Genomic DNA, 22,237 nt, shown 5'->3' on the forward strand with positions numbered 1-22,237 from the left:
TGGTATGGTAGGCATATTGGGAAGTAGATAAGAAGATTAAACTAAAGAATAGAATCCATTTTTAGACTATGGAAGTAAAGAATGTAAGAATTCCCGAAGACGTGTTCATGAAAGAACGCGAAGAGGTCTTGAAACAATGGCCTACGGGAGCAGGTGTAAACTTTGATGAAGCTGTGGAGTATCAGAAGCGCATCGCGCCTGAAAAGCGTTTCGACTCAAAGCTGCAACAGGCAGAGAAAGAGGGAGTAACTCTTATTCAACCTCGTGCCGGTGTGGCTCTTTACGATGAACACATCAAGCTGCTTCAGTTTTTGGAAACAGAGGGAGAAGCGGATCTTCTGCCTTCAACGGTAGACAGCTATACTCGTCTCAACAGATACAAAGAGGCAGAGAATGGTATAGAGAAGAGTAAGGAGACCGGACGCTCTATGCTTAATGGTTTCCCTATCGTAAACTATGGTGTGGATATTTGTAGATCGGTAACTTCGGCACTTAAAAATCCGGTTCAGGTGCGTCACGGAACTCCTGATGCACGCCTCTTGACGGAGATCTCTATCGCAGGAGGATTTACATCATACGAGGGTGGTGGTATCTCTTATAACATTCCGTATTCTAAAAACTACTCTCTGGAGAAGACCATTGCCTATTGGCAGTACACAGACCGTCTTTGCGGTATGTATGCGGAAGCCGGTATCAATATCAACCGTGAACCATTCGGGCCTCTTACAGGTACGTTGATCCCTCCGTGTATCTCCAACTCTGTTGCCGTGCTTGAAAGCTTACTTGCCGCAGAGCAGGGTGTTAAGGATATTACCGTAGGCTATGGTCAGTGCGGTAACCTCATCCAGGACGTGGCAGCAGTGAGATCTTTGAAGAAGATGACGGAAGAGTATCTTGAGAGATACGGCTATAAAGGATGTACGGTTACGACCGTATTCCACCAATGGATGGGCGGATTCCCTCAAGATGAAGCCAAAGCATTCGGTGTAATATCTTGGGGAGCTGCAGCAGCTGCATTGGCAAAAGCGACAAAGGTTATTGTGAAGACTCCGCACGAAGCTATGGGTGTACCCACTAAAGAGGCTAACGCAGCAGGTCTTAGAGCCACAAAACAGGTGATCTCCATGCTGAGAGACCAAGACTTCCGTGAAATCCCGGCAGTTTTGGCAGAGAGCGAAATCATAGAAGCAGAGATGAGATGTATTTTGGACAAGGTAGAGGAGCTTGGCAAGGGCGACTATGCCAAGGGTACTATTGCGGCATTTGAAGCAGGTGTACTGGATATTCCTTTTGCTCCATCGAAGTATAATGCCGGAAAGGTGATGCCTGCTCGCGACAACTTCGGTGCTGTGAGAATTTTGGAGTTGGGAAACATTCCATTCAGCGAAGAGCTTAAAGCGTTCCACAGAGCGAAACTTGAAGAGCGAGGAAGAGCAGAAGGCAGAACCGTGAGCTTCCAAATGGTGATAGATGATGTCTATGCCATCGGTAAAGGATTCCTTGTAGGTAGAAATACAAACTAAAACAGAAAGAGTATGCAGGCTAAAGGTCTGCATACTTTCTATTACAACCTAATACTAAACATAAACTCGTTAAAAACTACATACGCAATGAAGATTAAGAAAGTAGTATGTGCAGCCGGCAAGACCGGTTTCTACTTTGATGACCAAAGAGCCATCAAAAAAGGTGCGGAAAGCGATGGCGCTTTCTATAAAGGTGAAACAGTTACGGAGGGTTTCTCTTCTGTTCGTCAGGCAGGTGAGGCTATTTCGGTACTGTTTATATTGGAAAACGGAGCCATTGCTCATGGAGACTGTGCAGCTGTGCAGTATTCGGGAGCAGGGGGTAGAGATCCTCTGTTTTTGGCAGAGAACTTCATTCCTGTTATCGAAAAGGAGATAGCCCCGATGTACGAAGGAAAAGAGATCACCACATTCCGTGAGATGGCAGACTTGGTAGATAAATTTGTCTGCCCGAAAACGGGAAAACAATACCACACGGCTATTCGCTACGGCGTTACTCAAGCTTGCTTGGATGCCGTTGCCAAGAGCAAAGGAAAGCTTATGGCTCAAGTCATAGCGGAAGAGTACGGCACAAAGGTTTCGGATAAGATGATCCCGATCTTCACTCAGAGTGGAGACAACCGTTATGAAAACGCAGATAAGATGATCATGAAAGGTGCAGAGGTGCTTCCTCATGCTCTGTTCAACCACGTTGAACAAAAGGTCGGTCTCAAGGGTGAGAAGATGAAAGCGTATGTGGAATGGTTGAGAAACCGCATTCTCGAATACAGAACATCGGACTCTTACAACCCTATTCTGCACATCGACGTATATGGTACGCTCGGTATCGTATTCAATAATGACTTCGAGAAGATTGCAGACTACGTTATGGAGCTGGAAGAGATAGCCAAGCCGTTCAAGCTGCGTGTAGAAGGTCCGGTGGACGTTGAGGAGAAATGGGCACAGATAGATGCTTTGGCAGCTATCCGCAAGCACATGGATGCCAAAGGCTCTACCGCCGAAATCGTGGCGGACGAATGGTGCAATACTTTTGAAGATATTGTAGACTTCTCGAAAGCCAAAGCCGGACACATGGCACAGATTAAGACTCCTGACCTCGGCGGTATCAACAACTCGATAGAAGCCGTTCTCTACTGTAAAGAGCATGGAATGGGAGCTTATCTGGGAGGAACATGCAACGAGACAAGCCGTTCTGCCGAGATCTGCGCCAACATTGCCATGGCTACCCGGCCGGCTCAAACTCTTGCCAAGCCCGGTATGGGAGTGGACGAAGGCTACATGATAGTCTTCAACGAGATGAGCAGAATACTTTCACTAAAGGATAAACTCTAATTACAACACATTATATTATGGAAGAGATAAGAGTACTCTCTCCTACGGCTATTTTGGGATACGGCTTTCCGGAAGAGTCTTTCTTGGAGGGCATGAAGCGTAATCCAGATGTTATAGCCGTGGATGCCGGAAGTACGGATCCGGGTCCGTATTACTTGGGAGCCGGCAAGTCTTTTACGGACAGAAACTCCGTCAAGCGAGATCTTGAATACATGATCCCTGCGGGGGTGGAAAGAAATATCCCTGTGATCATCGGTTCTGCCGGTGGTGCGGGTGGTCATCCTCATGTGGAGTTTGTGCTTGATATTGTCAGAGAGATTGCGAAGGAGAAGCAGCTCTCTTTCAAGATGGCGGTCATCGAGTCCGAGTTTAAGAAGGATTTTATTCTTTCGGAGCTTCGCAAGGGCAACATCACGCCTCTGAAGCCGGCGAAGGAGCTTACCGAGAAGGATGTCGAGGAGAGCGTTCGCATAGTGGCACAGATGGGAGAAGAGCCTATCATCGAGGCATTGAAGAACGGAGCGAATGTGATAGTGGTGGGGCGTGCGTACGATCCGAGTGTTTTTTCTGCGTTGGCCATCAGCCGGGGTTATGAGAAAGGCTTGGCGATCCACATGGGAAAGATTTTGGAGTGTGCAGCCATCGCGGCACTTCCGGGCAGCGGTTCGGACTGTATGTTCGGCTATCTCCGCAGGGATCACTTCGAGCTGGAGACGCTCTCTCCGCTTCGCAAGTGTACCACTCTTTCGGTGGCGGCTCATACGCTGTACGAGAAGAGCAACCCTTACATCCTGCCGGGTCCGGGCGGAGCCATCAATCTGCACGAGACCAAGTTCGAGCAGGTGGAAGAGAACCGCGTCCGGGTATCGGGCAGCAGGTTCGAGCCTACGGAGGAGTATTTCGTCAAGCTCGAAGGCGTGCGCAAGGTCGGATACCGGACCATCTCCTGCGCGGCGGTGAAGGATCCCATCCTCATCTCGAAGATAGACGAGGTGAAAGAGAAGGTCAAGGAGCGTGTGGTGAACAACTTCGATGCTTACGGCATTCGCGATTTCTTCCTGGACTTCAAGGTCTACGGCAAGAACGGTACGATGGCTATCTTCGAGGATAGGGCGGACGAGTATCAGCCTCGCGAGCTTCTCATCATCATCGAAGCCGTGGCGGCAACGCAGGAGCAGGCGGATACGATCTGCGGTTTTGCGAGAAGCACGATGCTGCACTACGGTTACGAGGGACGCATCTCCACGGCGGGGAATCTTGCTTTCCCGTTTTCGCCTTCGGACTGTCATGTGGGCGAGGTGTTCGAGTTCAATGTGTATCACCTGCTGAAAGTGGCGGATGCAACGTCTCTTTTCCCTGCGAGGTACGAAGTGTTTAACCAAGGAATAAGCAAATAAATCATGGCAAGATATACTTTGAGAGAGCTTGCTTCCGTTATCAGGAGCAAGAACTCCGGACCTTACGAGCTGACATTCGACGTGATTTTCAAGGACTTCGACGGCTATCACATGGTGAGAGATGCCGGTATTTTCACCAAAGAGATGTTTGCGCGGCTGTACAACATTTCGGAGGACGACATCATGAATATCGTTCATTTCGACCCTGCCAAGGCGATCAAGGTAACCATCGTTCGTCCCATTCCGTCCGGAGCATTGGGCGAGACCGATGTGTACGGCGCACAACAGCATGCCCCTCTCGTAACTTTCGGGTTCGAGATCTGAGGAAACGGTGCCGCATTTGTCGGATAAAAAGACAGAGACAGACGGCAGACGGATTAGTGGCGGAATCGGTTCCGGTCATTTACGGAGCCGGTTCCGCTCATTGATGGAAAATTGCCTCTTTTCGGAAGGAGCAAAATTTCTGCACGCACGCAAATTTATTTCTTCATGCACGTAAATTTACTTCTGCACGTACGGAAAATTTTCTCCGCACGCACGCAAATTTATTTCTGCACGCACGGAAAATTTTCTCTGCACGTACGGAAAATTTTCTCCGCACGCACGCAAATTTATTTCTGCACGCACGGAAAATTTTCTCTGCACGCACGGAAAATTTTTTCTGCACGCACGGAAAATTTTTTCTGCACGTACGAAAAATTTTTTTTGTACGTACGAAAATTTTCTCTGCACGCACGGAAAATTTTCTCTGCACGTACGAAAAATTTTTTTTGCACGTACGAAAATTTTTTTTTGTACGTACGAAAAATTTTTTTTGTACGTACGAAAATTTTTTTTTGTACGTACGAAATTTTCACCCCTTCCGAAGGAAATTTATTTTTCGCTATAAACAGCTGATTATCATGCTTCTAAAAAGACTTTTGGAAATGCCGTCGGAAGACGCTCCGAAAGCAACAAAAAGATCACTCTACACATACCCCCGATAACGCCAATGAACCCCCTGAATCTGTACAGAGAATACTCGGTTTCGTCCCAGTATTTTGCCCCGCGAGGGAGAGAGCGACTGATGTTCCTCGGAGAGCAGATCGCACAAAAACATTTGAGTTATAGAGATCGGCTCGTGGGCATTGTCGGAGATGCCGGTTCGGGAAAATCGTCCCTGATCAAAGGGATGTTTCCGGGCTTGGAGCTCTCCAACGATGACGATGTCATCAATCCGAGAAAGATCCTCCAGGTGAGGGACACATTCGACATGGCGGAGCGAGAAAGCTCCACCTACCATCTGGATATGCGGTTTCAGCTCGGATTCACACAGATGTACGAGATCGTGGACTTTGTCAAGAACATGCTCGAAAAAGGGCGCAGGCTGGTCATAGAACACTTCAACCTGCTCCAACCCGCCCTCGGACGCAACGCCGACATCATCGTGGGGATCGGGGAGGAGATTATCGTTACTCATCCCACCATCTTCGGACCGCAGGCAGACCGCATCTACGACATGGTGCACAGCTCGCTGAGGTATCGCAAGATGGCACACTCGGCAGAGGAGCTGACGCTGCTTTCCCTCATGGACGAGTGGGGGATAGGGATGGAAAGCCTTACCGTGAGCGATATACGGAACGGTTTTGTGCTCTGCTCCGAGTCGCCGCTGCCAATCAACTTCGACCGCCTGGCAGAGCTGATCCGGGAGAAGATAGACCAAAATCTCACCATCTCCTACAAGGACGAAAACCATATCATGGTCGCAGACAGAGAAGTGCCCTGCACCGGTCCGCGACTGCACGTACCGAGAACATCCGAAATCAAGAACTTTTATCTGGTCCGCCACTGGGTACACGACCCCAAGCAGAAGGTCTACTGTATGGTCGGGCTGCTCGACGTCCAAACCGATAAGGATCTCGAAAACCAGAATACCAACTACTTTCTAACCCGAAAAGAATAACACTCTACCCCTCTCATGAAAACAATTCATACCTCTCAGGTAACAGACCTCGTCGAACGCCTCTGCATGGATGCCAACTATAAGCTCGCCCCCGACATCGAGAACGCAATGAAGAGATACAAAACACAGGAAAAGTCGCCCCTCGGACGAGAGATACTGGGCACGATCCTCGAAAATGCCCGCATCGCTCGTACCGAAGAAGTGCCGATGTGTCAGGACACCGGCATGACCGTCGTCTATCTTACCATCGGACAGGAGGTGCACATAGAAGGAGGCAGCCTCAAAGACGCAGTGAACGAAGGCGTCAGAAGAGGATACCGGAACGGATACCTGAGAAAATCCGTGGTGAAAGATCCGTTCGACAGAACCAACACCGGAGACAATACCCCCGCAGTCATACATTATAATATAGTAGAAGGAGAAGAGCTGCACATCCTCGTGGCACCAAAAGGCTTCGGCAGCGAAAACAAAAGCCGGCTCATAATGCTTACCCCTTCGCAGGGCGTGCAAGGCGTAAAAGACTTCGTGATCAAAGTGGTCAGGGACGCAGGCCCCAACCCCTGCCCTCCGATAGTGGTAGGAGTAGGTGTCGGCGGAACGATGGAGCGTTGCGCCTATCTCTCCAAACTCGCGCTGATGAGATCGGTGGGCTCTCACAGCGACAACGAGTTTGTGGCAAGCCTGGAAAAAGAGCTACTGGAAGAAATAAACCGACTGGGCATAGGCCCCGCCGGATTCGGAGGCTCCACAACGGCTCTGGCTGTGAACATCCTGACCGAAGCCACCCACATAGCCGGGCTTCCCGTCGCAGTCAATATCGGCTGCCACGCCACAAGACATGCAGAGGGATCCTTATAGATAAACACTTACACTTATCGTTTATCTTTTGAAAGAGCAGCCGTCTTTGCAATGTGCTGCTCTTTCTTTTTCTTCCGGAAGGCAAGCCTTCCGCTTCCCGATCTCATGATTTTCCGAATCTTTAAGCATCGCGCAGACTCTCCAACGCAAACGTCAAAATCTACGACCGGGCACAAAAAAAGTGATGGGAGACTCTCGTCTGCCATCACCCACACTAATCTAATCTTTAAAGTTCTTACCCAAATTATTTCTTTGTCGTTTCCTTCGGGTGTTGTTCGCCTTTAGATTTCCTTGCAAAGTAACGCTTCGTGTAGACGTTCTCCGCATGTATGATCTGAAATGCCTTTGTATTTGATAGCTTGGAACGAAGAGACGTAATCAACTCTTGAGTAATCTCTGCTTGAATCTTCATATTCTCTACGGTTTTGTCTAAGGCTTCTCCATATTCGACTTCGGATATGACAACATCTTCTCTCGCTGTATGCTTGATCAGTCTGTTCATCTCCATCCATAGCTTTTGCTTCTTTGCATCATACTTCTGAAGCTCCTGTTCCACGAAAGTCCGCTCTGCAACGGTCAGCTTTGCCTTTTCCGTAATATACGCATTCCGCCCTTCGGTAAACTCTCGCATTCTTTGAGATCGCTTTTCGACTTTATCATGGTTTTGGCCGCTTATCGTACCAACGCACGCTACTGCGACAAAGATAAATAATAAAATCTTTTGAATAGCAATGTTTACGCTATTTTTTGTATGTAAATACATGGCTTTTTATTTTTATATGTTATTCGGATATGTATGAGACCATATAAGCTTCGGCTGCCTGATCCTCCAAGTAGGAGGTGTAAGTAGCATCATCCCACTCAATCGAGTATCCTTCATCGGTTTTGTAATCCACTACCGCCGTAATATTAGCATTCTCCATAGAAGTGCCTCTCGGAGTCGGTAGAATCACTTTTATGAGAAGAGCCAAACCGATAAACATCGCAGCCAAATAGATGTATGGCTGCAGCTTGGACCAAACGGAGAGCTTTATCTTCTCCTTTTGAGCCTTTTCTGTCTGCTCTCTTTCTTTGAAAGTAGAGACCAAACCTTTTTCCAAGTTCTCGAAATAGTTTTCAGGAGTTCGGAATCCCAAAGGTCTCTTTTTTATTTCATCTATCTCATTCATAATATAATAATGTCGTGTCTGTATTGTATGACCCACCTACATCCCTTAGATAGGGTTTAGGGATAAAGGTTTAATCCGATTCTATCTCAATGTGTTGTTTTACTTTCTTTTGTGCATGGTGAAAGTCCGCTTTAAGAGCTCCGACCGATGTACCCGTCAGTTGAGAAATCTCATTATAGGAGAGCTCATCAAAGTAGCGGTATTGAAAAACCAGCTTTTGCTTTTCCGGGAGAGTAGCTATTGCTGCATGAAGAAGAGCTTCCGCATTGTCTCCGTCAAAGTATGGATCGTTCATAAGTATCTCAGCCAGATCATACTCCGATGTGGATAGCGGAACTTTTCGTTCATATTTTTCAGATCTGAGATGAGATAGAGCTTCATTTGTTGCTATCGTATGCATCCACGTGTAGAGCCTGGAATTGCCCTTGAATAAAGCAATATTCTTCCAGATCTTATACAGCGACTCCTGCAGAACATCGTTGGCATCTTCATGGAAGAGTACGATGCGACGGATCACCGCGTACAGTCTGGGGCTATATCTTTTTACAAGAACAGAGAAGGCCTGTTCTTTGGTCTCTTCTTGTTGAAGCAGTCGCAGAAGCTCCTCTTCCGATATGCGAGATAAGTCTTTACTCGAAAGCATTTGTTCTTGTTTTGAGCTCTGGATAGGAGATGCGAGAATGAAACATGGTTTTAAGTTTCTCGAAGAATACTTCCTTAATTATTTCTACATCTTTGAATGTCAAAGGGCTATTCTTTAGGAGTCCTTCTTCTATTATTCCATCTATGATTTTATTGATGTGAGCCATCATACTGTCTTCAGTAAAGTCTTTAAGGCTTCTTGATGAGGCTTCTACGACATCTGCAAGCATCAGTATTGCCATCTCTTTGGTGTACGGATTAGGACCGGGATAAGTGAATATACTTTCATCTATGATTGCATCAGGATTGGCATTTTTATATGAGTAGTAGAAGTATTTTACCTTACTCAATCCATGATGTGTGCGGATAAAGTCTATCACCTGCTTGGGAAGTCTTGCTTTTTCTGCCAGTTCTATACCATCGGTGATATGCTTAATGATGATCTTTGCACTCTCATCAAATGGGAGTTTGTCATGCGGATTGTTGTTTCCCTGATTCTCCGTGAAGTATCCGGGATTTTTCATCTTCCCAATGTCATGATACAAAGCTCCGGTACGGATCAACTGAACATCTGCTCCGAGACGTGCAGCCGCAGAAGTAGCTAATATGGATACCTGCAAAGAGTGTTGAAATGTTCCCGGAGCCATTTCCGATAATTGACGAAGCATAGGAGTATTGACATCCGAAAGCTCTATCAAAGATATGTTGGAAACATAGCCGAAAACCCGTTCTAACACATATACCATCACATAGGTAAACATTAGGAAGACAAAGCTTATGAGGAAATATACGATGATTCTCCATGAGATATTTTGCAGATCGCCTTCTTGAAACATGGTCAGACTGACATAGGTAACAATGCAGGTGAGCAATACATAGAATGAGCTTCGGATAAGGTCCGAGCGTTGGGATAAACGTACAAGAGTCAGTATTGACATGGCTCCGGACAGGAATTGTATAATAATGAACTCTAAGGCATAAGGAGCTATAAGAGAGCAGGTAAGTACATTTATGATATGTGCATAGAGTGCCGTGCGAGAGTCGAAGAAGGTTCGCACAAGAATGGGAAGGGTAGCATAGGCCAGTATGTAGATATTAAAGATCTCATGTGAAACGGCTATCTCCGTAAGAATGACGAATAGCAATATAATGGAGAGAAAGAAAAACGAGTTCTTTATATCTGAAATGATTTTTGGTCGGAAAGAGACCAAGTAACCCCAAAATGAGAGGAGGATAATGAGATTCAGTATGAAGTGTCCCAACAAAATGAGAATAGAGCTGGAGCCGGTGGAGGACTGACTCTCATAAATCCTTTTCAGCGAACTCAGCTGCATATATATATCGGGAGTGATAACGTCTCCTGTCCCTACAATACGCTCTCCGGCTTGTACACGTCCCTGCTCCGCCACAATGTCTTCAAGTTTGGCTTGCTCTACTTTATCTGTTACTTCTGCATTAAAGACCAGATTAGATCGGAGGTATTTATTTATTCCAATGGTGCGCAGACCTTCACTTGAAACAGATGCAGGAGCATCTGTCAGTACCTTTTCATACGCTTGTTTTAGAGTATAAACATCATCCAGAGTTCGCTTTTTTGCTATGTTATCCTCTGTAATGATGTTAAAGCTCTTCTCTTTCAGCTGGTAGAGGTCATCGTATAAACTTTGGCTCAAGATTCCCTGCTTGTAAATGATCTCAAGTTCATGAACAAGATAGTTGATGTATTCGCTCCCCAGAGTCTTGTGATGTTCTCTGTTGTAGTCGGTAATAAGTTCGTTCTTGACAGATTTATACACCTGCTCTTCCAATGTATAGTAGAGCATAACAGACCGAAGGACACTATCTTTTTCGTACTGTATCTGTGCGGATGTTTTTATTACAGGAAAGTCAAAAGGAGCAGTAAGTAATTCATACTTCCAAGGTCTTCCCTCTGTGAATTGGTATTTGAACTTTGTTCTTCGAGGATAAAACATGACGATGATAGCGGCCGTAAGGATAAACAGCGCCAAAGATCGGTATTGAACTATTCTGTTTCGTGTCATGACGTTTCAGAAGTATTTATTACTATGATAAAAGACTCACTCCTCTCCAATCCTAATTGAGAAATTAAGAGTAGGGAGGAGTGAGGTCTTATAAATCGGCTTAAGAGCCAATATCCATAATAGGACCTATTTCTTTCTTTGTTTTGCAGCTTTTAAGGTATTCTGCATAAGAGAGCATATTGTCATCGGACCTACCCCTCCTGGTACCGGAGTAATATAGGATGCTTTTGGGGCAACCTCATTAAACTTCACGTCTCCGGATAGTCTAAAACCGCTTTTTTTGCTGCTGTCTGGGACTCTTGTAGTACCGACATCTATAACAATGACTCCATCTTTTACCATGTCACCTTTGATGTATTCCGGAATACCTACTGCCGCAATAAGGATATCTGCTTGTCTGGTGATCTCTGCGATATTGGGGGTTCTACTGTGACATATGGTAACAGTGGCATCTCCTTGTTCTCCTTTGTATAGGAGTAAGTTAGCCATCGGTTTCCCTACGATATTGCTGCGACCTACAACCACACAATGCTTCCCTCTGGTAGAGATATTGTAGTACTTCAGAAGAGAAATGATACCAAGAGGAGTGGCTGAGACAAATGTCTCTAAACCTATACTCATCTTTCCCACGTTTTCAGGATGAAATCCATCCACGTCCTTTCTTGGATCTACCGCTTCTATTACTTTTTGTTCATCTATATGTTTAGGAAGAGGCATCTGAACGATAAAGCCATCAAGCTCATCATCTTCATTCAGAGACTGTATCGCTTTTAAGAGCTCTTCCTCGGTGATGTCTTCTTCATATCTGATTAAGGAGGATTTAAATCCTACCTCCTCACAGGTCTTCATCTTAGAGGCCACATAGGTCTCACTGCCACCATCATGTCCCACTAGTATGGCAGCCAAGTGTGGTGCTCTTTCTCCTTGGGTAACGAAGGCTTCAACCTCTTTTCTTATTTCATCTTTGAAGTGAGTCGATGCTTCTTTGCCGCTCAGAATTTGGTATTTGTTTGTATCAAGATTGGTACTTTCCATTGTTTGTTTTGTAGTCAATAGTTGGTGTTGATAATTTCTAAAAATTGTCGTCAAGCCTAACGTTTGGGGCGTAATCCTCCTGCTAATTTTGCCAGTTGTCCGGCTCCTGAATTGGTCATCATATGCATGACTTTACGAGTCTGCTCGAACTGTTTTAGAAGATTGTTTATCTCTTGGATAGAACGACCCGATCCGGCAGCAATACGTTTCCGTCTTGATCCGTTGATGATATTAGGATTGGATCTCTCTTCGGAAGTCATGGAATATATGATGGATTCCACTCCTTTGAAAGCATCATCATCAATATCCAGGTCTTTGATAGCCTTGCCCATACCCGGAATCATTCCAATCAGATCTTTCAAATTTCCCATCTTTTTGATTTGGGCAATTTGTTCGAGGAAGTCATTGAAGTCGAACTGATTCTTAGCAAGCTTTTTATGTAGTTTTTTTGCTTGTTCTTCGTCAAATTGCTCTTGAGCACGCTCAACCAAAGAGATGACGTCTCCCATGCCCAGGATGCGGTCTGCCATACGGCTTGGGTGAAATACATCTATGGCTTCAGGCTTTTCTCCCGTACCAATAAATTTGATGGGCTTAGTAACAACACTTCTAATGGATATAGCAGCTCCACCTCGTGTATCACCATCAAGCTTTGTGAGAACAACGCCGTTGAAGTCAAGTCTGTCATTAAACTCTTTTGCAGTATTAACAGCATCTTGCCCTGTCATTGCATCCACAACGAAGAGAATTTCGTCCGGACGAATCGCTTCTTTAATAGATGCGATCTCATTCATCATAACTTCGTCCACAGCCAATCGTCCTGCCGTGTCTATGATGACAACATCACAGCCTTCTTCCTTGGCTTTCTGTATAGCATTCTTTGCAATAGCAATAGGATTTTTGTTCTCCTTTTCACTATAAACAGGGATATTCAGTTGTTCACCCAATACATGAAGTTGTTCTATCGCAGCAGGTCTGTAAACGTCACATGCCGCAAGCAGAGGTTTCTTGTGCTGCTTGACCTTCAGATAGTTACCCAACTTCCCGGTAAATGTTGTCTTACCGGAACCCTGCAAGCCGGACATCAATATCACAGAAGGATTTCCACTTAGGTTTATATCCTCAGCAGATCCCCCCATAAGCTCTGCCAACTCATCATGGACAATCTTTACCATGAGCTGACCGGGCTTGATAGAAGTCAGAACATTTTGTCCGAGGGCTTTCTCCTTTACTTTATTGGTAAAGTCTTTCGCAACCTTAAAGTTAACATCTGCCTCTAAAAGAGCTCGTCTTACGTCTTTCAATGTTTCGGCCACATTGAGTTCCGTTATTTTGCCTTCCCCTTTAAGTATTTTGAATGACCTTTCGAGTCTATCTGAAAGATTATTAAACATCTTGCTGTATAGTTATTTGCGTATTTGTATTATCTGCTGAAGTTTTATGTTCACAAAATTAGCGAAAACTTTCGTATCCTCCGCCACGCTTTTGCAGGTATAGAGTTGGTTTTACGATAGTAGCGCTCCAATTTTTTACGGAATATTAGATTCTCTTTTACTTCTTGTGGAGGAGTCTCTGCATACAGAGGGTAAGGAACAAGAGTGCTACCATATAGGGAGTCTTGTCCGCAATGAGTTCCGGAACCATCAAAACCAATATTGTTCACAAGAGATCTCCCTGCTGTAAGTGATAGTTTATTTTGTAAAAACAGAGAGGCATTCCAGCGTATGGCCCAAGAGTTATTTTCTCCCGCTACCTGTCTTTTTAGCATTCGAGTATAGGGATAGGAATTATTAAAGTCGAACCTCCTTTTAAGACCACGTTTCTTAATCTCATGAAGAAGTTTTTCCCCATTCCACTCGGCATATTTCTTCCAAGCTCTTTGCCAAGTTCCCCATCCCCAAGACCCCACAAAGCACAGGAAGTCTCCGTTGGGATTGCCGCCTTTCGTTTGGAAATAGTTGCATCCATAGATATGAGCTACTTCTTCTACGGAAGAATACCTATCCAAAGCATCGTTGATCCATCTTAAAAAGTAGGGAGACAATATTAAGTCATCTTCCAACACTATGACAGCTGTATATGATTGAAGCGTCTGTGTAACTCCAGCGATGATACTCTTTGCTAATCCAATGTTTTCGGATTGTTTATATATGGTTTTACTCTTAAATCCGTCAATATTCTCTACTATATTCCAAATCTCCTCTACTTTGGTCTTGTCCTGTTCGTTTTTTGCACCATCACAAAAGATGATAAGGTCGGTATATGGTGCTTCTGCTTGGGCAAGTAAAGAGCTGATAACCTGTTTGGTGTGTTCCGGTCTGTTATAGACAAAAAGTAAAACAGGAGCAAGAAAGCTTTTCTCGTTTGGTAGAGTCCTGCAAATAGAATCAATATTTATGGCAGGCCTTTCTTTCCAAAGAGCTATTTCATGTCGTTTTTTCCATAGATTATTAACCTCTGTAAGAGAAAGTCCATGTTTTCTTAAAAGGGCTTTTATAAATAAATTTATTGGTCCTTTTCTTAGAGACTTGAAAGAAGAGTAGCCGGGATTCATCCACTCTGTGAGATGATAAGTGCATTCCAACGTTCGTCTTTTTTCCATTGGTATATCCTCTTGTTGAGGTCGGAGATGATAGCCTTTGGCAGAAGGAAGATAGCCGATTTTTAGTCCGGCATATCTTACTCTGTTGCAATAATCTTTGTCTTCCCCATACATGAAGAACAGAGGAGAAAAGCCTCCTACTTTTACAAGAGTCTGATATGGTATATACCAAAGAGCAGCATTGATAAAGGGAACCTCTATTATCTCATTTTCGGAAGAAGTGTTCGAGCAATGACGAATATAGTTGGAGAAGCCTCTATCCAAGTTCTTTTCGTCGACATAGTGCATTGGCGAGATGATACCCCAAGTAGAGTCTTTTTCTCCTGCTTCAATGAGTTTTCTTGCTTCGGATGGTGCGATACAGGCATCCTGATTGATCAGTAAAACTCCTTTGTAGCCGTGAGCTATGGCATACTCTATACCTCGGTTGTTTGCCATCCCAAATCCGATATTGATTTTAGAGAATACGCGCTTTTGTATGTTTGGAGTCTTTTGCAGCCACACAGGAGTATCATCCGTACTTGCGTTATCTATTATAAATAGATCTATATCCGGTTGATCAAGGAGGGTATTGAACGACAAATCGTGCCACATACTTGCGTTATGTAACACGATTATCGCCAAAACTTTATTTTTATTTTCGTCGGAAAAGTCCATGTCAGACCAGAGCATTTTTACCCGCTCGCTTTCGATCATTTTCGGATAAAAGTATTTTTCTCAGACGCATACTTTTCGGAGTGATCTCCACATACTCGTCTGCTTTGATGTATTCAAGAGCATCTTCCAGGCTGAACACTATCGGTGGAGCAAGCGAGACTTTTTCATCACTTCCTGAAGCTCGCATATTGGTCAGCTTTTTTGTCTTACAAACATTCACTACAAGGTCTCCCTCCTTGGTGTGTTCTCCAACTACCTGGCCTTCATATATCTCTTCTTGTGGAGAGATAAAGAAGTTTCCTCTACTCTGAAGATTGTTAAGAGCATAGGCAAAAGCCGTTCCACTTTCAAGGGCAATAATTGAGCCATTATTACGTCTTTCAATCGGTCCTCTCCAAGGCTCAAAAGAGACAAAGCGATGTGCCATAATAGCCTCTCCTCCTGATGCTGTAAGAACACTGTTGTTGAGTCCGATGATTCCTCTTGATGGGATGGAGAACTGCAAGAATATCCTGTCGTTTTTGTTCTCCATCGAAAGCATCTCTCCCTTTCGTTTTGTTACTATATCTATGATTTTGCTGGCATGCTCTTCCGGGAGATTGATCGTAAGTTCTTCTATGGGTTCACATTTTTCTCCATCTATCTCTTTGATGATGACTTGAGGCTGTCCTACCTGAAGCTCGTATCCCTCTCTGCGCATTGTTTCTATAAGGACAGATAGGTGCAATACACCTCTACCATAAACAAGCCAAGAGTCTGCGCTTTCCGTTGGCTCTACTCTTAGCGCCAGGTTTTTGTCCAACTCTTTCATGAGTCGGTCATGTATGTGCCGAGAGGTAACGTATTTACCCTCCTTCCCGAAGAAGGGAGAGGTGTTTATTGTAAATAGCATACTCATTGTAGGCTCATCAATGGCGATAGTAGGTAAGGGTTCCGGTTCAATAAAATCGGCAATAGTATCTCCAATCTCAAATCCTGTGATACCAATTACGGCACACATATCTCCGCTGGAAACTTCTTCCACTTTTTTTCGTCCAAGACCTTCAAATACGTTAAGCTCCTTTATTTTGCTTTTTACCATGCTGCCATCTCTCTTGCACAGCGTTATGTCTTGTCCTTCCTTGAGAGAGCCTCGGTGTACACGCCCTATGGCTATCCGACCTACATACTTGGAGTAGTCCAAAGAGGTAATAAGCATTTGAGTTGTCCCATCCAGTTGCACCGGTTCAGGAATATGCTCTATGATAGCTTCTAGAAGAGGCTCAATGGAAGCAGTTGGTTGTCTCCAATCATAAGACATCCAGCCTTCTTTCGCAGAACCGAATAGTGTCGTAAAGTCAAGCTGTTCTTCCGAAGCATTCAGTGAAAACATAAGATCGAATACCATATCTTGTACTTCATCCGGTCTGCAGTTGAGTTTGTCCACTTTATTTACCACGACTATTGGAACCAGCCCCATGTCTATCGCTTTTGAAAGCACAAATCGAGTCTGAGGCATAGGACCTTCAAAAGCATCAACCAACAGCAAACAACCATCTGCCATGTTGAGTACACGTTCCACTTCACCTCCAAAGTCCGCGTGCCCCGGAGTGTCTATGATATTTATTTTGTAGCCTTTGTAAGAGATAGAGACATTTTTGGATAATATGGTGATGCCTCTTTCTCGTTCCAAGTCATTATTATCCAACAGCTGATCCAGCTCTTTATTCTCTTCTCTAAATAGATTGCCCGCAAGAAGTAAACGATCCACCAAGGAAGTTTTACCATGGTCGACGTGGGCAATTATTGCGATATTTCTTATTTTTTGCATCTTCTGCCTATTAAATTATGGGAGGCTCCTTTCAGTGTTTAATAAGATACAAAATTACGACTAAATGGTGAGTTGTGAAAATCTAAGAAGAGCAGAAGCACATTATAAATGTATTTGGCTAAAGAGAATAATTACTCTCATCAGAGTATTTATCCGTGATATTTTCTTGTTACAAAGCGAGAATTGTTGTTAGATTCTTTCTTTGAGACGACTTGAACACAACCTCCCCAAAAAGATATGAGGAGGAGCCGGTTTAGGATTGAATATTTTTGTGTACACCGATATAAATTTGTAAGTTTGCGCTGTTGTAAACACATAAGATGAGAGGTTTTAAGATAGAATTATTCATGTCTTGGGATCTGTGCTGATATAGACGCAACTATTGTAAATAAAATATCCGATAAAAATAAGTATGATAATTAACAAAAGATGTAATGCTCCTGCGTGGAAAGACTTGTTTACAAGCTCTAAAATGCCGGAGTCTCTTTCTAAGTTAGACGAAATTGCTCACAATTTATGGTGGGTCTGGAATCCCGAAGCGAAAGCTCTTTTCAAGAGTCTCAATCCATCTGTTTGGCATGAAAACTTTGGTAATCCTGTAAAGCTTTTACAATCTTTATCTCAGTCTAAAATAGAGGAGGTGATGGAGGACTCTGCTCTACAAGCTCGTATAGCAGATATTTATGAGAAGTTTAGAGCATACATTGACGAAAAGCCCGATAATACCAAACCATCTGTGGCTTATTTTAGCATGGAGTATGGTCTTACTAACATACTTAAGATATATAGCGGAGGTTTGGGTGTTTTAGCCGGAGACTATCTCAAAGAGGCAAGCGATACCAATATAGATCTGGTCGCAGTCGGATTTTTATATCGTTTTGGCTACTTTGATCAAACGATAACATCCGACGGTCAGCAGGTTGCAGTATATAAACCACAGGATTTTGAAGCACTTCCGATAACACAACTATTTGACGAAAACGGTAGACAAGTTCAGATATCCATTCCATTCTTGGATCACATGTTGATGGCTAACGTTTGGTCGGTTGCAGTAGGTCGTGTAACACTCTACCTTTTAGATACAGACATTCAAGAAAATAACGAATGGGATAGGACAATCACTCATCAGCTTTATGGTGGAGATTGGGAAAATCGTATGCGTCAGGAGTATCTTCTTGGTATAGGCGGTATAGAACTTCTCAATCGTTTAGGCATAAAGAAAGATATTTACCATTGTAACGAAGGACATGCTGCTCTCATCAATGCAGAACGCTTAGCCAACCATATAGAAAGGGATGGCCTTACATTCCTTCAGGCATTGGAGCTTGTGAGAGCATCTTCTCTTTATACGGTACATACTCCCGTACCTGCCGGACACGATTATTTTGATGAGTCTCTCTTTGGTAAATATATGGGGCGTTTTGCCGACAGACTCGGTATATCATTCCATGAACTTGTGGATATGGGACGAGAAAATCCCGGTTCGGGAGAAAAATTCTCCATGAGTGTCTTTGCTCTCAACACTTGTCAGGAAGCCAATGGTGTAAGCTTCCTTCACGGGAAAGTTTCTCAAGAGATGTTCGCTCCTGTTTGGAAAGGATTTTTTGCAAAAGAACTTCATGTGGGATATGTTACCAACGGTGTACACCTTCCAACATGGACACAACCGGAGTGGAAAACATTTATAGAAGAAAAAATCTCATCTGATATCTGTCATACACAAGAGCAAGAAAGTGTTTGGAATAAGATTCAAGATGTAGATAATGAAGAGATTTGGAAAGTACGAACAGAGCTAAAGCAAAAGTTCATCCGTTATATTCAAAAACATTACGGAGATAACTGGGTGCGCAATAATGGAGATCCATCAAAGGCTGTGGATCTTATAAATAGCATCAATCCAAAAGCTTTACTGATCGGTTTTGGTAGAAGATTCGCGACATACAAGAGGGCGCATCTGCTCTTTACAGACTTGGATAGGCTTTCAAAGATTGTTAATAACAGCGATCAGCCTGTACAATTTATATATACGGGAAAAGCTCACCCCGCAGATGGAGGAGGACAAGGGTTGATAAAGCATATCGTTGATATTTCCAAGAAACCCGAATTTTCTGGTAAGATTTTGTTTTTGGAAAACTATGACATGCAGGTTGCTTCTATGCTGATTGCAGGAGTGGATGTCTGGCTGAATACTCCTACAAGACCTTTGGAAGCTTCCGGTACTTCGGGAATGAAAGCTCTTATGAACGGTGTGCTGAACTTCTCTGTCCTTGACGGATGGTGGTTCGAAGGCTACCGCGAAAAGGCGGGTTGGGCATTGACCGATAAGAAGACATTCCAAAATCAGCACCACCAGGATCAGTTGGATGCAGCTACCATATACCACATTCTTGAGGAAGAGCTCATACCTCTCTATTATAATAGAGCAGAGGGAAAAGAGTACTCGGATGAGTGGATACAGTGGATTAAGAACAGCATGAACTACATCTTGCCTCACTATACAATGAGGCGTATGCTGCAAGATTATATCGAGCGTTTTTATAATCCTCTTGCAAAGCGGTTCAAGCTTATTTCTGCCGACTCCGGTAAGATTGCAAAAGAGTTGGTAGAGTGGAAGATAGACGTTGCTGAAAAATGGGATCAGGTAGAAGTTGAGAATTGTAGTATGATCGTTCATGATCGTACCGGAGATCATTCTCTAACCGTGGGAGAAATGCTTGAGGTAAATCTCTACATTGATAAAAAAGATATTGCCGGAGATCTTCTTGCTGAGCTGATAGAAGTAAAGGCGGATAAGGAAGATGCGAATAAACTTCTATTGGAAGAGGTTACACCACTGGAGATCGTCGAGCAGAATGGAAGTAAAGTACACTATAGAATCAGAAAAGAAGCCGAAAACCCGGGACATCACAAGCTGGCGGTTCGACTACTTCCCACACATCCTGCCCTTCCTCATAAGATGGACTTTTCTTTGGTTCGGTGGGTCAATATAGATTAACAACGAAGGTCGTAATATAAAAACATAGAATAAAGATATGAGGTACAATTTAAGCTCTAAGATTGCATTAACGCATATTCCGGAGAGATATTACAAGCCAACCAATGCCTACGAGCAGTCTCTGCTCACACGATACGAAAAGATTCCAACACAGATTTTCCCCGCGGCAGGTGATGCTGCGGAGGTTATCGCGAAGGCTATCGTAAAAGAGTTGAAGCAGGCACAATCGAAGTCCAAATCGTACGTGCTTGCAGTTTCGGGAGGAGATACTCCGTCCAATGTCTTTGAACTTCTTGTGAAATACCACAAGGAAGAGGGCATAAGTCTGTCTAACCTGCATATTTTCCCCCTTTACGAATTTTATCCTCTTACGGATGTTCATCAAGGAGTTTCGGCAAGAATAAGAGAAGAGTTTGTTGCCCATGTCGATATGCCTAATGGCAATCTGCACGCAATAGACACATTCTCTGTTTCCGAGAGCACAGAGAAAGAGAGCCGCAGATACGAACAGGAGATAGCAGACCTCGGAGGTATAGACCTTGTAATATTGGGTATCGGCAGAGAAGGTACTATTGCCCTGAATATGCCCGGAGCGATGAGTACATCCATTACAAGGCTTGTAACTTTGGATAAGACTTCACGAGAAGAGGCAATGACAACATTCAATGCTCTTGATGCAGTTCCTCAAACCGCTATCACAGCAGGATTGTCTGTTATTTTTAAGGCTAAGAAGATATACCTTTTGGCTCTTGGAGAAGATAAGGCGAAGATGATAAAAGAGACCGTAGAGGGAGATTGCAGTGTCCTTCTGCCTGCATCTCAGCTTCAAATGATACCTCAAGCGAAAGTTTTGGTGGATCTTCAAGCTGCTTCTCAACTTACACGAATCAGCCACCCGTGGTTGGTTACTTCTTGTGATTGGGATGACAAACTCATTCGTCGTGCTATTGTATGGCTGTGCGATCTTACCGGAAAACCGATCTTGAAACTGACCAACAAGGACTATGCAGAACATGGGCTCAATGAACTTATAACCAAGTTCGGCTCGGCATACAATGTCAATATCAAGATATTCAACGATATTCAGCATACCATAACCGGTTGGCCGGGAGGTAAACCTAATGCCGATGATTCTAACAGACCTGAGCGTGCAACGCCGTATCCTAAGCGAGTGATTGTATTTAGTCCTCACCCTGACGATGATGTTATTTCCATGGGAGGAACATTCCGCCGATTGGTTGTACAGGGACACGATGTTCACGTTGCTTATCAGACATCCGGTAATATTGCTGTGGGGGATGAAGAGGTCATAAGATATGTATCCTACCTAAGAAATGTTTGCGAACATTTGGGACAGGAAGACTCTCCTATAATGAAAAGAGCTTTGGATATTCGCAACTATCTCTTGAATGAGAAGAAAGAAGGCTCCATAGAGACTCCGGAAGTTCGTTTCATGAAGGGAACCATTCGTAGAGAAGAAGCAAGAACAGCATGTCGTTTTGTCGGAATCGAACAGGATGATCATGTACACTTCCTGGATCTGCCATTCTATGAAACAGGAGCTATCAAAAAAGGAGACTTGACACAAGCCGATGTCGATATCATAAAAGAGCTGATCTGCAATGTAAAACCTCATCAGATGTTTGTGGCAGGAGACTTGGCGGATCCTCATGGCACGCATAAAGTCTGCTTGGATGCGATTCTTGCCGCGATAGATCAGGTAAAACATGAAGAGTGGTATCAGGAATGTAAGGTCTGGATGTACAGAGGAGCATGGGCAGAGTGGGAGATAGACCACATCGAGATGGCTGTCCCGATGAGCCCCGAAGAAGTTCGTTTCAAGAGAAACTCTATCCTAAAGCACCAGTCTCAAATGGAAAGTGCTCCATTCTTAGGGAATGACGAGAGACTTTTCTGGCAACGTGCAGAAGAGCGCAACCGTGCAACGGCAGATCTTTACTCTCGTTTGGGCTTGGCTTCTTATGAGGCTATCGAAGCCTTTGTGGAGTATCACCCCGTAGATTAAAGGTAGCGTTGTAGAGCCATATATCTGAGCTTTCAGATAAGATAAAAAGAGATTGACACAGTTTTTTCTTCCTGTGTCAATCTCTTTTTCATATAAAAGCTATTTTTTTCTCCGATTTCGTTTGTTTTGAAAGTATTAAGTACTAAATTTGCGGAGTAAGATAATTAAGGTTATTACCTAATTAAGTGTTTATATTTTCACTTTATT

Annotated in this window: 16 protein-coding genes; 8 read left to right on the forward strand and 8 right to left on the reverse strand. The window is 44.0% G+C overall.

What is annotated here, in order from left to right:
• Nucleotides 1–68: 68 nt before the first annotated feature.
• The 6 genes from HQ39_RS00320 (at nt 69) to HQ39_RS00345 (ending at nt 7,052) form a co-directional block, all read left to right on the forward strand.
• Complete coding sequence (locus HQ39_RS00320; RefSeq protein WP_036848714.1) at nt 69–1,523, forward strand: methylaspartate mutase subunit E; 1,455 nt, start codon at nt 69–71, stop codon at nt 1,521–1,523.
• 87 nt (nt 1,524–1,610) lie between these two features.
• Nucleotides 1,611–2,855, forward strand: a complete 1,245-nt coding sequence (locus HQ39_RS00325) for a methylaspartate ammonia-lyase (protein WP_036788755.1) — start codon at nt 1,611–1,613, stop codon at nt 2,853–2,855.
• Nucleotides 2,856–2,872: 17 nt separating this feature from the next.
• Nucleotides 2,873–4,252 (forward strand): acyclic terpene utilization AtuA family protein, encoded by a 1,380-nt coding sequence (locus HQ39_RS00330; protein WP_036862610.1) that lies wholly within the window; start codon nt 2,873–2,875, stop codon nt 4,250–4,252.
• A 3-nt stretch (nt 4,253–4,255) separates the two neighbouring features.
• Nucleotides 4,256–4,576, forward strand: a complete 321-nt coding sequence (locus HQ39_RS00335) for a DUF4387 domain-containing protein (protein WP_036788759.1) — start codon at nt 4,256–4,258, stop codon at nt 4,574–4,576.
• A gap of 667 nt (nt 4,577–5,243) precedes the next feature.
• The gene (locus tag HQ39_RS00340) at nt 5,244–6,194 is read left to right on the forward strand and encodes a hypothetical protein (protein WP_036788761.1); all 951 of its coding nucleotides are present in this window, start codon (nt 5,244–5,246) and stop codon (nt 6,192–6,194) included.
• A 15-nt stretch (nt 6,195–6,209) separates the two neighbouring features.
• On the forward strand, nt 6,210–7,052 hold the full coding sequence (locus tag HQ39_RS00345; RefSeq protein WP_036788763.1) for a fumarate hydratase: 843 nt from the start codon (nt 6,210–6,212) through the stop codon (nt 7,050–7,052).
• 244 nt (nt 7,053–7,296) lie between these two features.
• Here the strand turns inward: HQ39_RS00345 and HQ39_RS00350 are convergent, their stop codons facing one another.
• From HQ39_RS00350 to typA, 8 genes are all read right to left on the reverse strand, one after another.
• On the reverse strand, nt 7,297–7,683 hold the full coding sequence (locus HQ39_RS00350) for a hypothetical protein (protein ID WP_036848723.1): 387 nt from the start codon (nt 7,681–7,683) through the stop codon (nt 7,297–7,299).
• Nucleotides 7,684–7,834: 151 nt separating this feature from the next.
• A complete protein-coding gene (locus tag HQ39_RS00355; protein WP_052079265.1) occupies nt 7,835–8,221 on the reverse strand; it encodes a hypothetical protein in 387 nt (128 codons plus the stop codon).
• A gap of 70 nt (nt 8,222–8,291) precedes the next feature.
• A complete protein-coding gene (locus HQ39_RS00360; RefSeq protein ID WP_036862612.1) occupies nt 8,292–8,864 on the reverse strand; it encodes an RNA polymerase sigma factor in 573 nt (190 codons plus the stop codon).
• Complete coding sequence (locus tag HQ39_RS00365; RefSeq protein ID WP_036862614.1) at nt 8,851–10,905, reverse strand: HD family phosphohydrolase; 2,055 nt, start codon at nt 10,903–10,905, stop codon at nt 8,851–8,853. Before HQ39_RS00365 ends, HQ39_RS00360 begins: the two co-directional genes overlap by 14 nt.
• A 126-nt stretch (nt 10,906–11,031) precedes the next feature.
• Entirely contained in the window at nt 11,032–11,940 is a 909-nt protein-coding gene (gene folD, locus HQ39_RS00370) for a bifunctional methylenetetrahydrofolate dehydrogenase/methenyltetrahydrofolate cyclohydrolase FolD (protein WP_036862616.1), read from the reverse strand.
• A 56-nt stretch (nt 11,941–11,996) separates the two neighbouring features.
• Nucleotides 11,997–13,334 (reverse strand): signal recognition particle protein, encoded by a 1,338-nt coding sequence (gene ffh, locus HQ39_RS00375; protein WP_036862618.1) that lies wholly within the window; start codon nt 13,332–13,334, stop codon nt 11,997–11,999.
• Nucleotides 13,335–13,384: 50 nt separating this feature from the next.
• Nucleotides 13,385–15,214, reverse strand: coding sequence for a glycosyltransferase family 2 protein (locus tag HQ39_RS09350; RefSeq protein WP_160216092.1), 1,830 nt, complete (start codon nt 15,212–15,214; stop codon nt 13,385–13,387).
• The gene (typA, locus tag HQ39_RS00385) at nt 15,201–17,009 is read right to left on the reverse strand and encodes a translational GTPase TypA (protein ID WP_036862619.1); all 1,809 of its coding nucleotides are present in this window, start codon (nt 17,007–17,009) and stop codon (nt 15,201–15,203) included. The genes HQ39_RS09350 and typA overlap by 14 nt, the downstream gene beginning before the upstream one ends.
• 412 nt (nt 17,010–17,421) lie before the next feature.
• Between typA and glgP the strand changes: the two genes are divergently transcribed.
• Both glgP and HQ39_RS00395 read left to right on the forward strand, forming a co-directional pair.
• Complete coding sequence (gene glgP, locus HQ39_RS00390) at nt 17,422–20,004, forward strand: alpha-glucan family phosphorylase (protein WP_036862621.1); 2,583 nt, start codon at nt 17,422–17,424, stop codon at nt 20,002–20,004.
• A gap of 37 nt (nt 20,005–20,041) precedes the next feature.
• Nucleotides 20,042–22,030: a 6-phosphogluconolactonase gene (locus tag HQ39_RS00395; protein WP_036862624.1), complete on the forward strand. Its 1,989-nt coding sequence runs from the start codon at nt 20,042–20,044 to the stop codon at nt 22,028–22,030.
• The last annotated feature ends 207 nt before the right edge of the window (nt 22,031–22,237 follow it).

The organism is Porphyromonas sp. COT-108 OH2963, assembly GCF_000768895.1.
Taxonomy (GTDB): Bacteria; Bacteroidota; Bacteroidia; order Bacteroidales; family Porphyromonadaceae; genus Porphyromonas_A; species Porphyromonas_A canoris.

Bases quoted from the DNA above. Each gene is read 5' to 3' on its own strand.
- HQ39_RS00320 (WP_036848714.1), top strand. From the start codon at position 69: ATGGAAGTAAAGAATGTAAGAATTCCCGAAGACGTGTTCATGAAAGAA.
- HQ39_RS00325 (WP_036788755.1), top strand. From the start codon at position 1,611: ATGAAGATTAAGAAAGTAGTATGTGCAGCCGGCAAGACCGGTTTCTAC.
- HQ39_RS00330 (WP_036862610.1), top strand. From the start codon at position 2,873: ATGGAAGAGATAAGAGTACTCTCTCCTACGGCTATTTTGGGATACGGC.
- HQ39_RS00335 (WP_036788759.1), top strand. From the start codon at position 4,256: ATGGCAAGATATACTTTGAGAGAGCTTGCTTCCGTTATCAGGAGCAAG.
- HQ39_RS00340 (WP_036788761.1), top strand. From the start codon at position 5,244: ATGAACCCCCTGAATCTGTACAGAGAATACTCGGTTTCGTCCCAGTAT.
- HQ39_RS00345 (WP_036788763.1), top strand. From the start codon at position 6,210: ATGAAAACAATTCATACCTCTCAGGTAACAGACCTCGTCGAACGCCTC.
- HQ39_RS00350 (WP_036848723.1), bottom strand. From the start codon at position 7,683: ATGCGAGAGTTTACCGAAGGGCGGAATGCGTATATTACGGAAAAGGCA.
- HQ39_RS00355 (WP_052079265.1), bottom strand. From the start codon at position 8,221: ATGAATGAGATAGATGAAATAAAAAAGAGACCTTTGGGATTCCGAACT.
- HQ39_RS00360 (WP_036862612.1), bottom strand. From the start codon at position 8,864: ATGCTTTCGAGTAAAGACTTATCTCGCATATCGGAAGAGGAGCTTCTG.
- HQ39_RS00365 (WP_036862614.1), bottom strand. From the start codon at position 10,905: ATGACACGAAACAGAATAGTTCAATACCGATCTTTGGCGCTGTTTATC.
- folD (WP_036862616.1), bottom strand. From the start codon at position 11,940: ATGGAAAGTACCAATCTTGATACAAACAAATACCAAATTCTGAGCGGC.
- ffh (WP_036862618.1), bottom strand. From the start codon at position 13,334: ATGTTTAATAATCTTTCAGATAGACTCGAAAGGTCATTCAAAATACTT.
- HQ39_RS09350 (WP_160216092.1), bottom strand. From the start codon at position 15,214: ATGCTCTGGTCTGACATGGACTTTTCCGACGAAAATAAAAATAAAGTT.
- typA (WP_036862619.1), bottom strand. From the start codon at position 17,009: ATGCAAAAAATAAGAAATATCGCAATAATTGCCCACGTCGACCATGGT.
- glgP (WP_036862621.1), top strand. From the start codon at position 17,422: ATGATAATTAACAAAAGATGTAATGCTCCTGCGTGGAAAGACTTGTTT.
- HQ39_RS00395 (WP_036862624.1), top strand. From the start codon at position 20,042: ATGAGGTACAATTTAAGCTCTAAGATTGCATTAACGCATATTCCGGAG.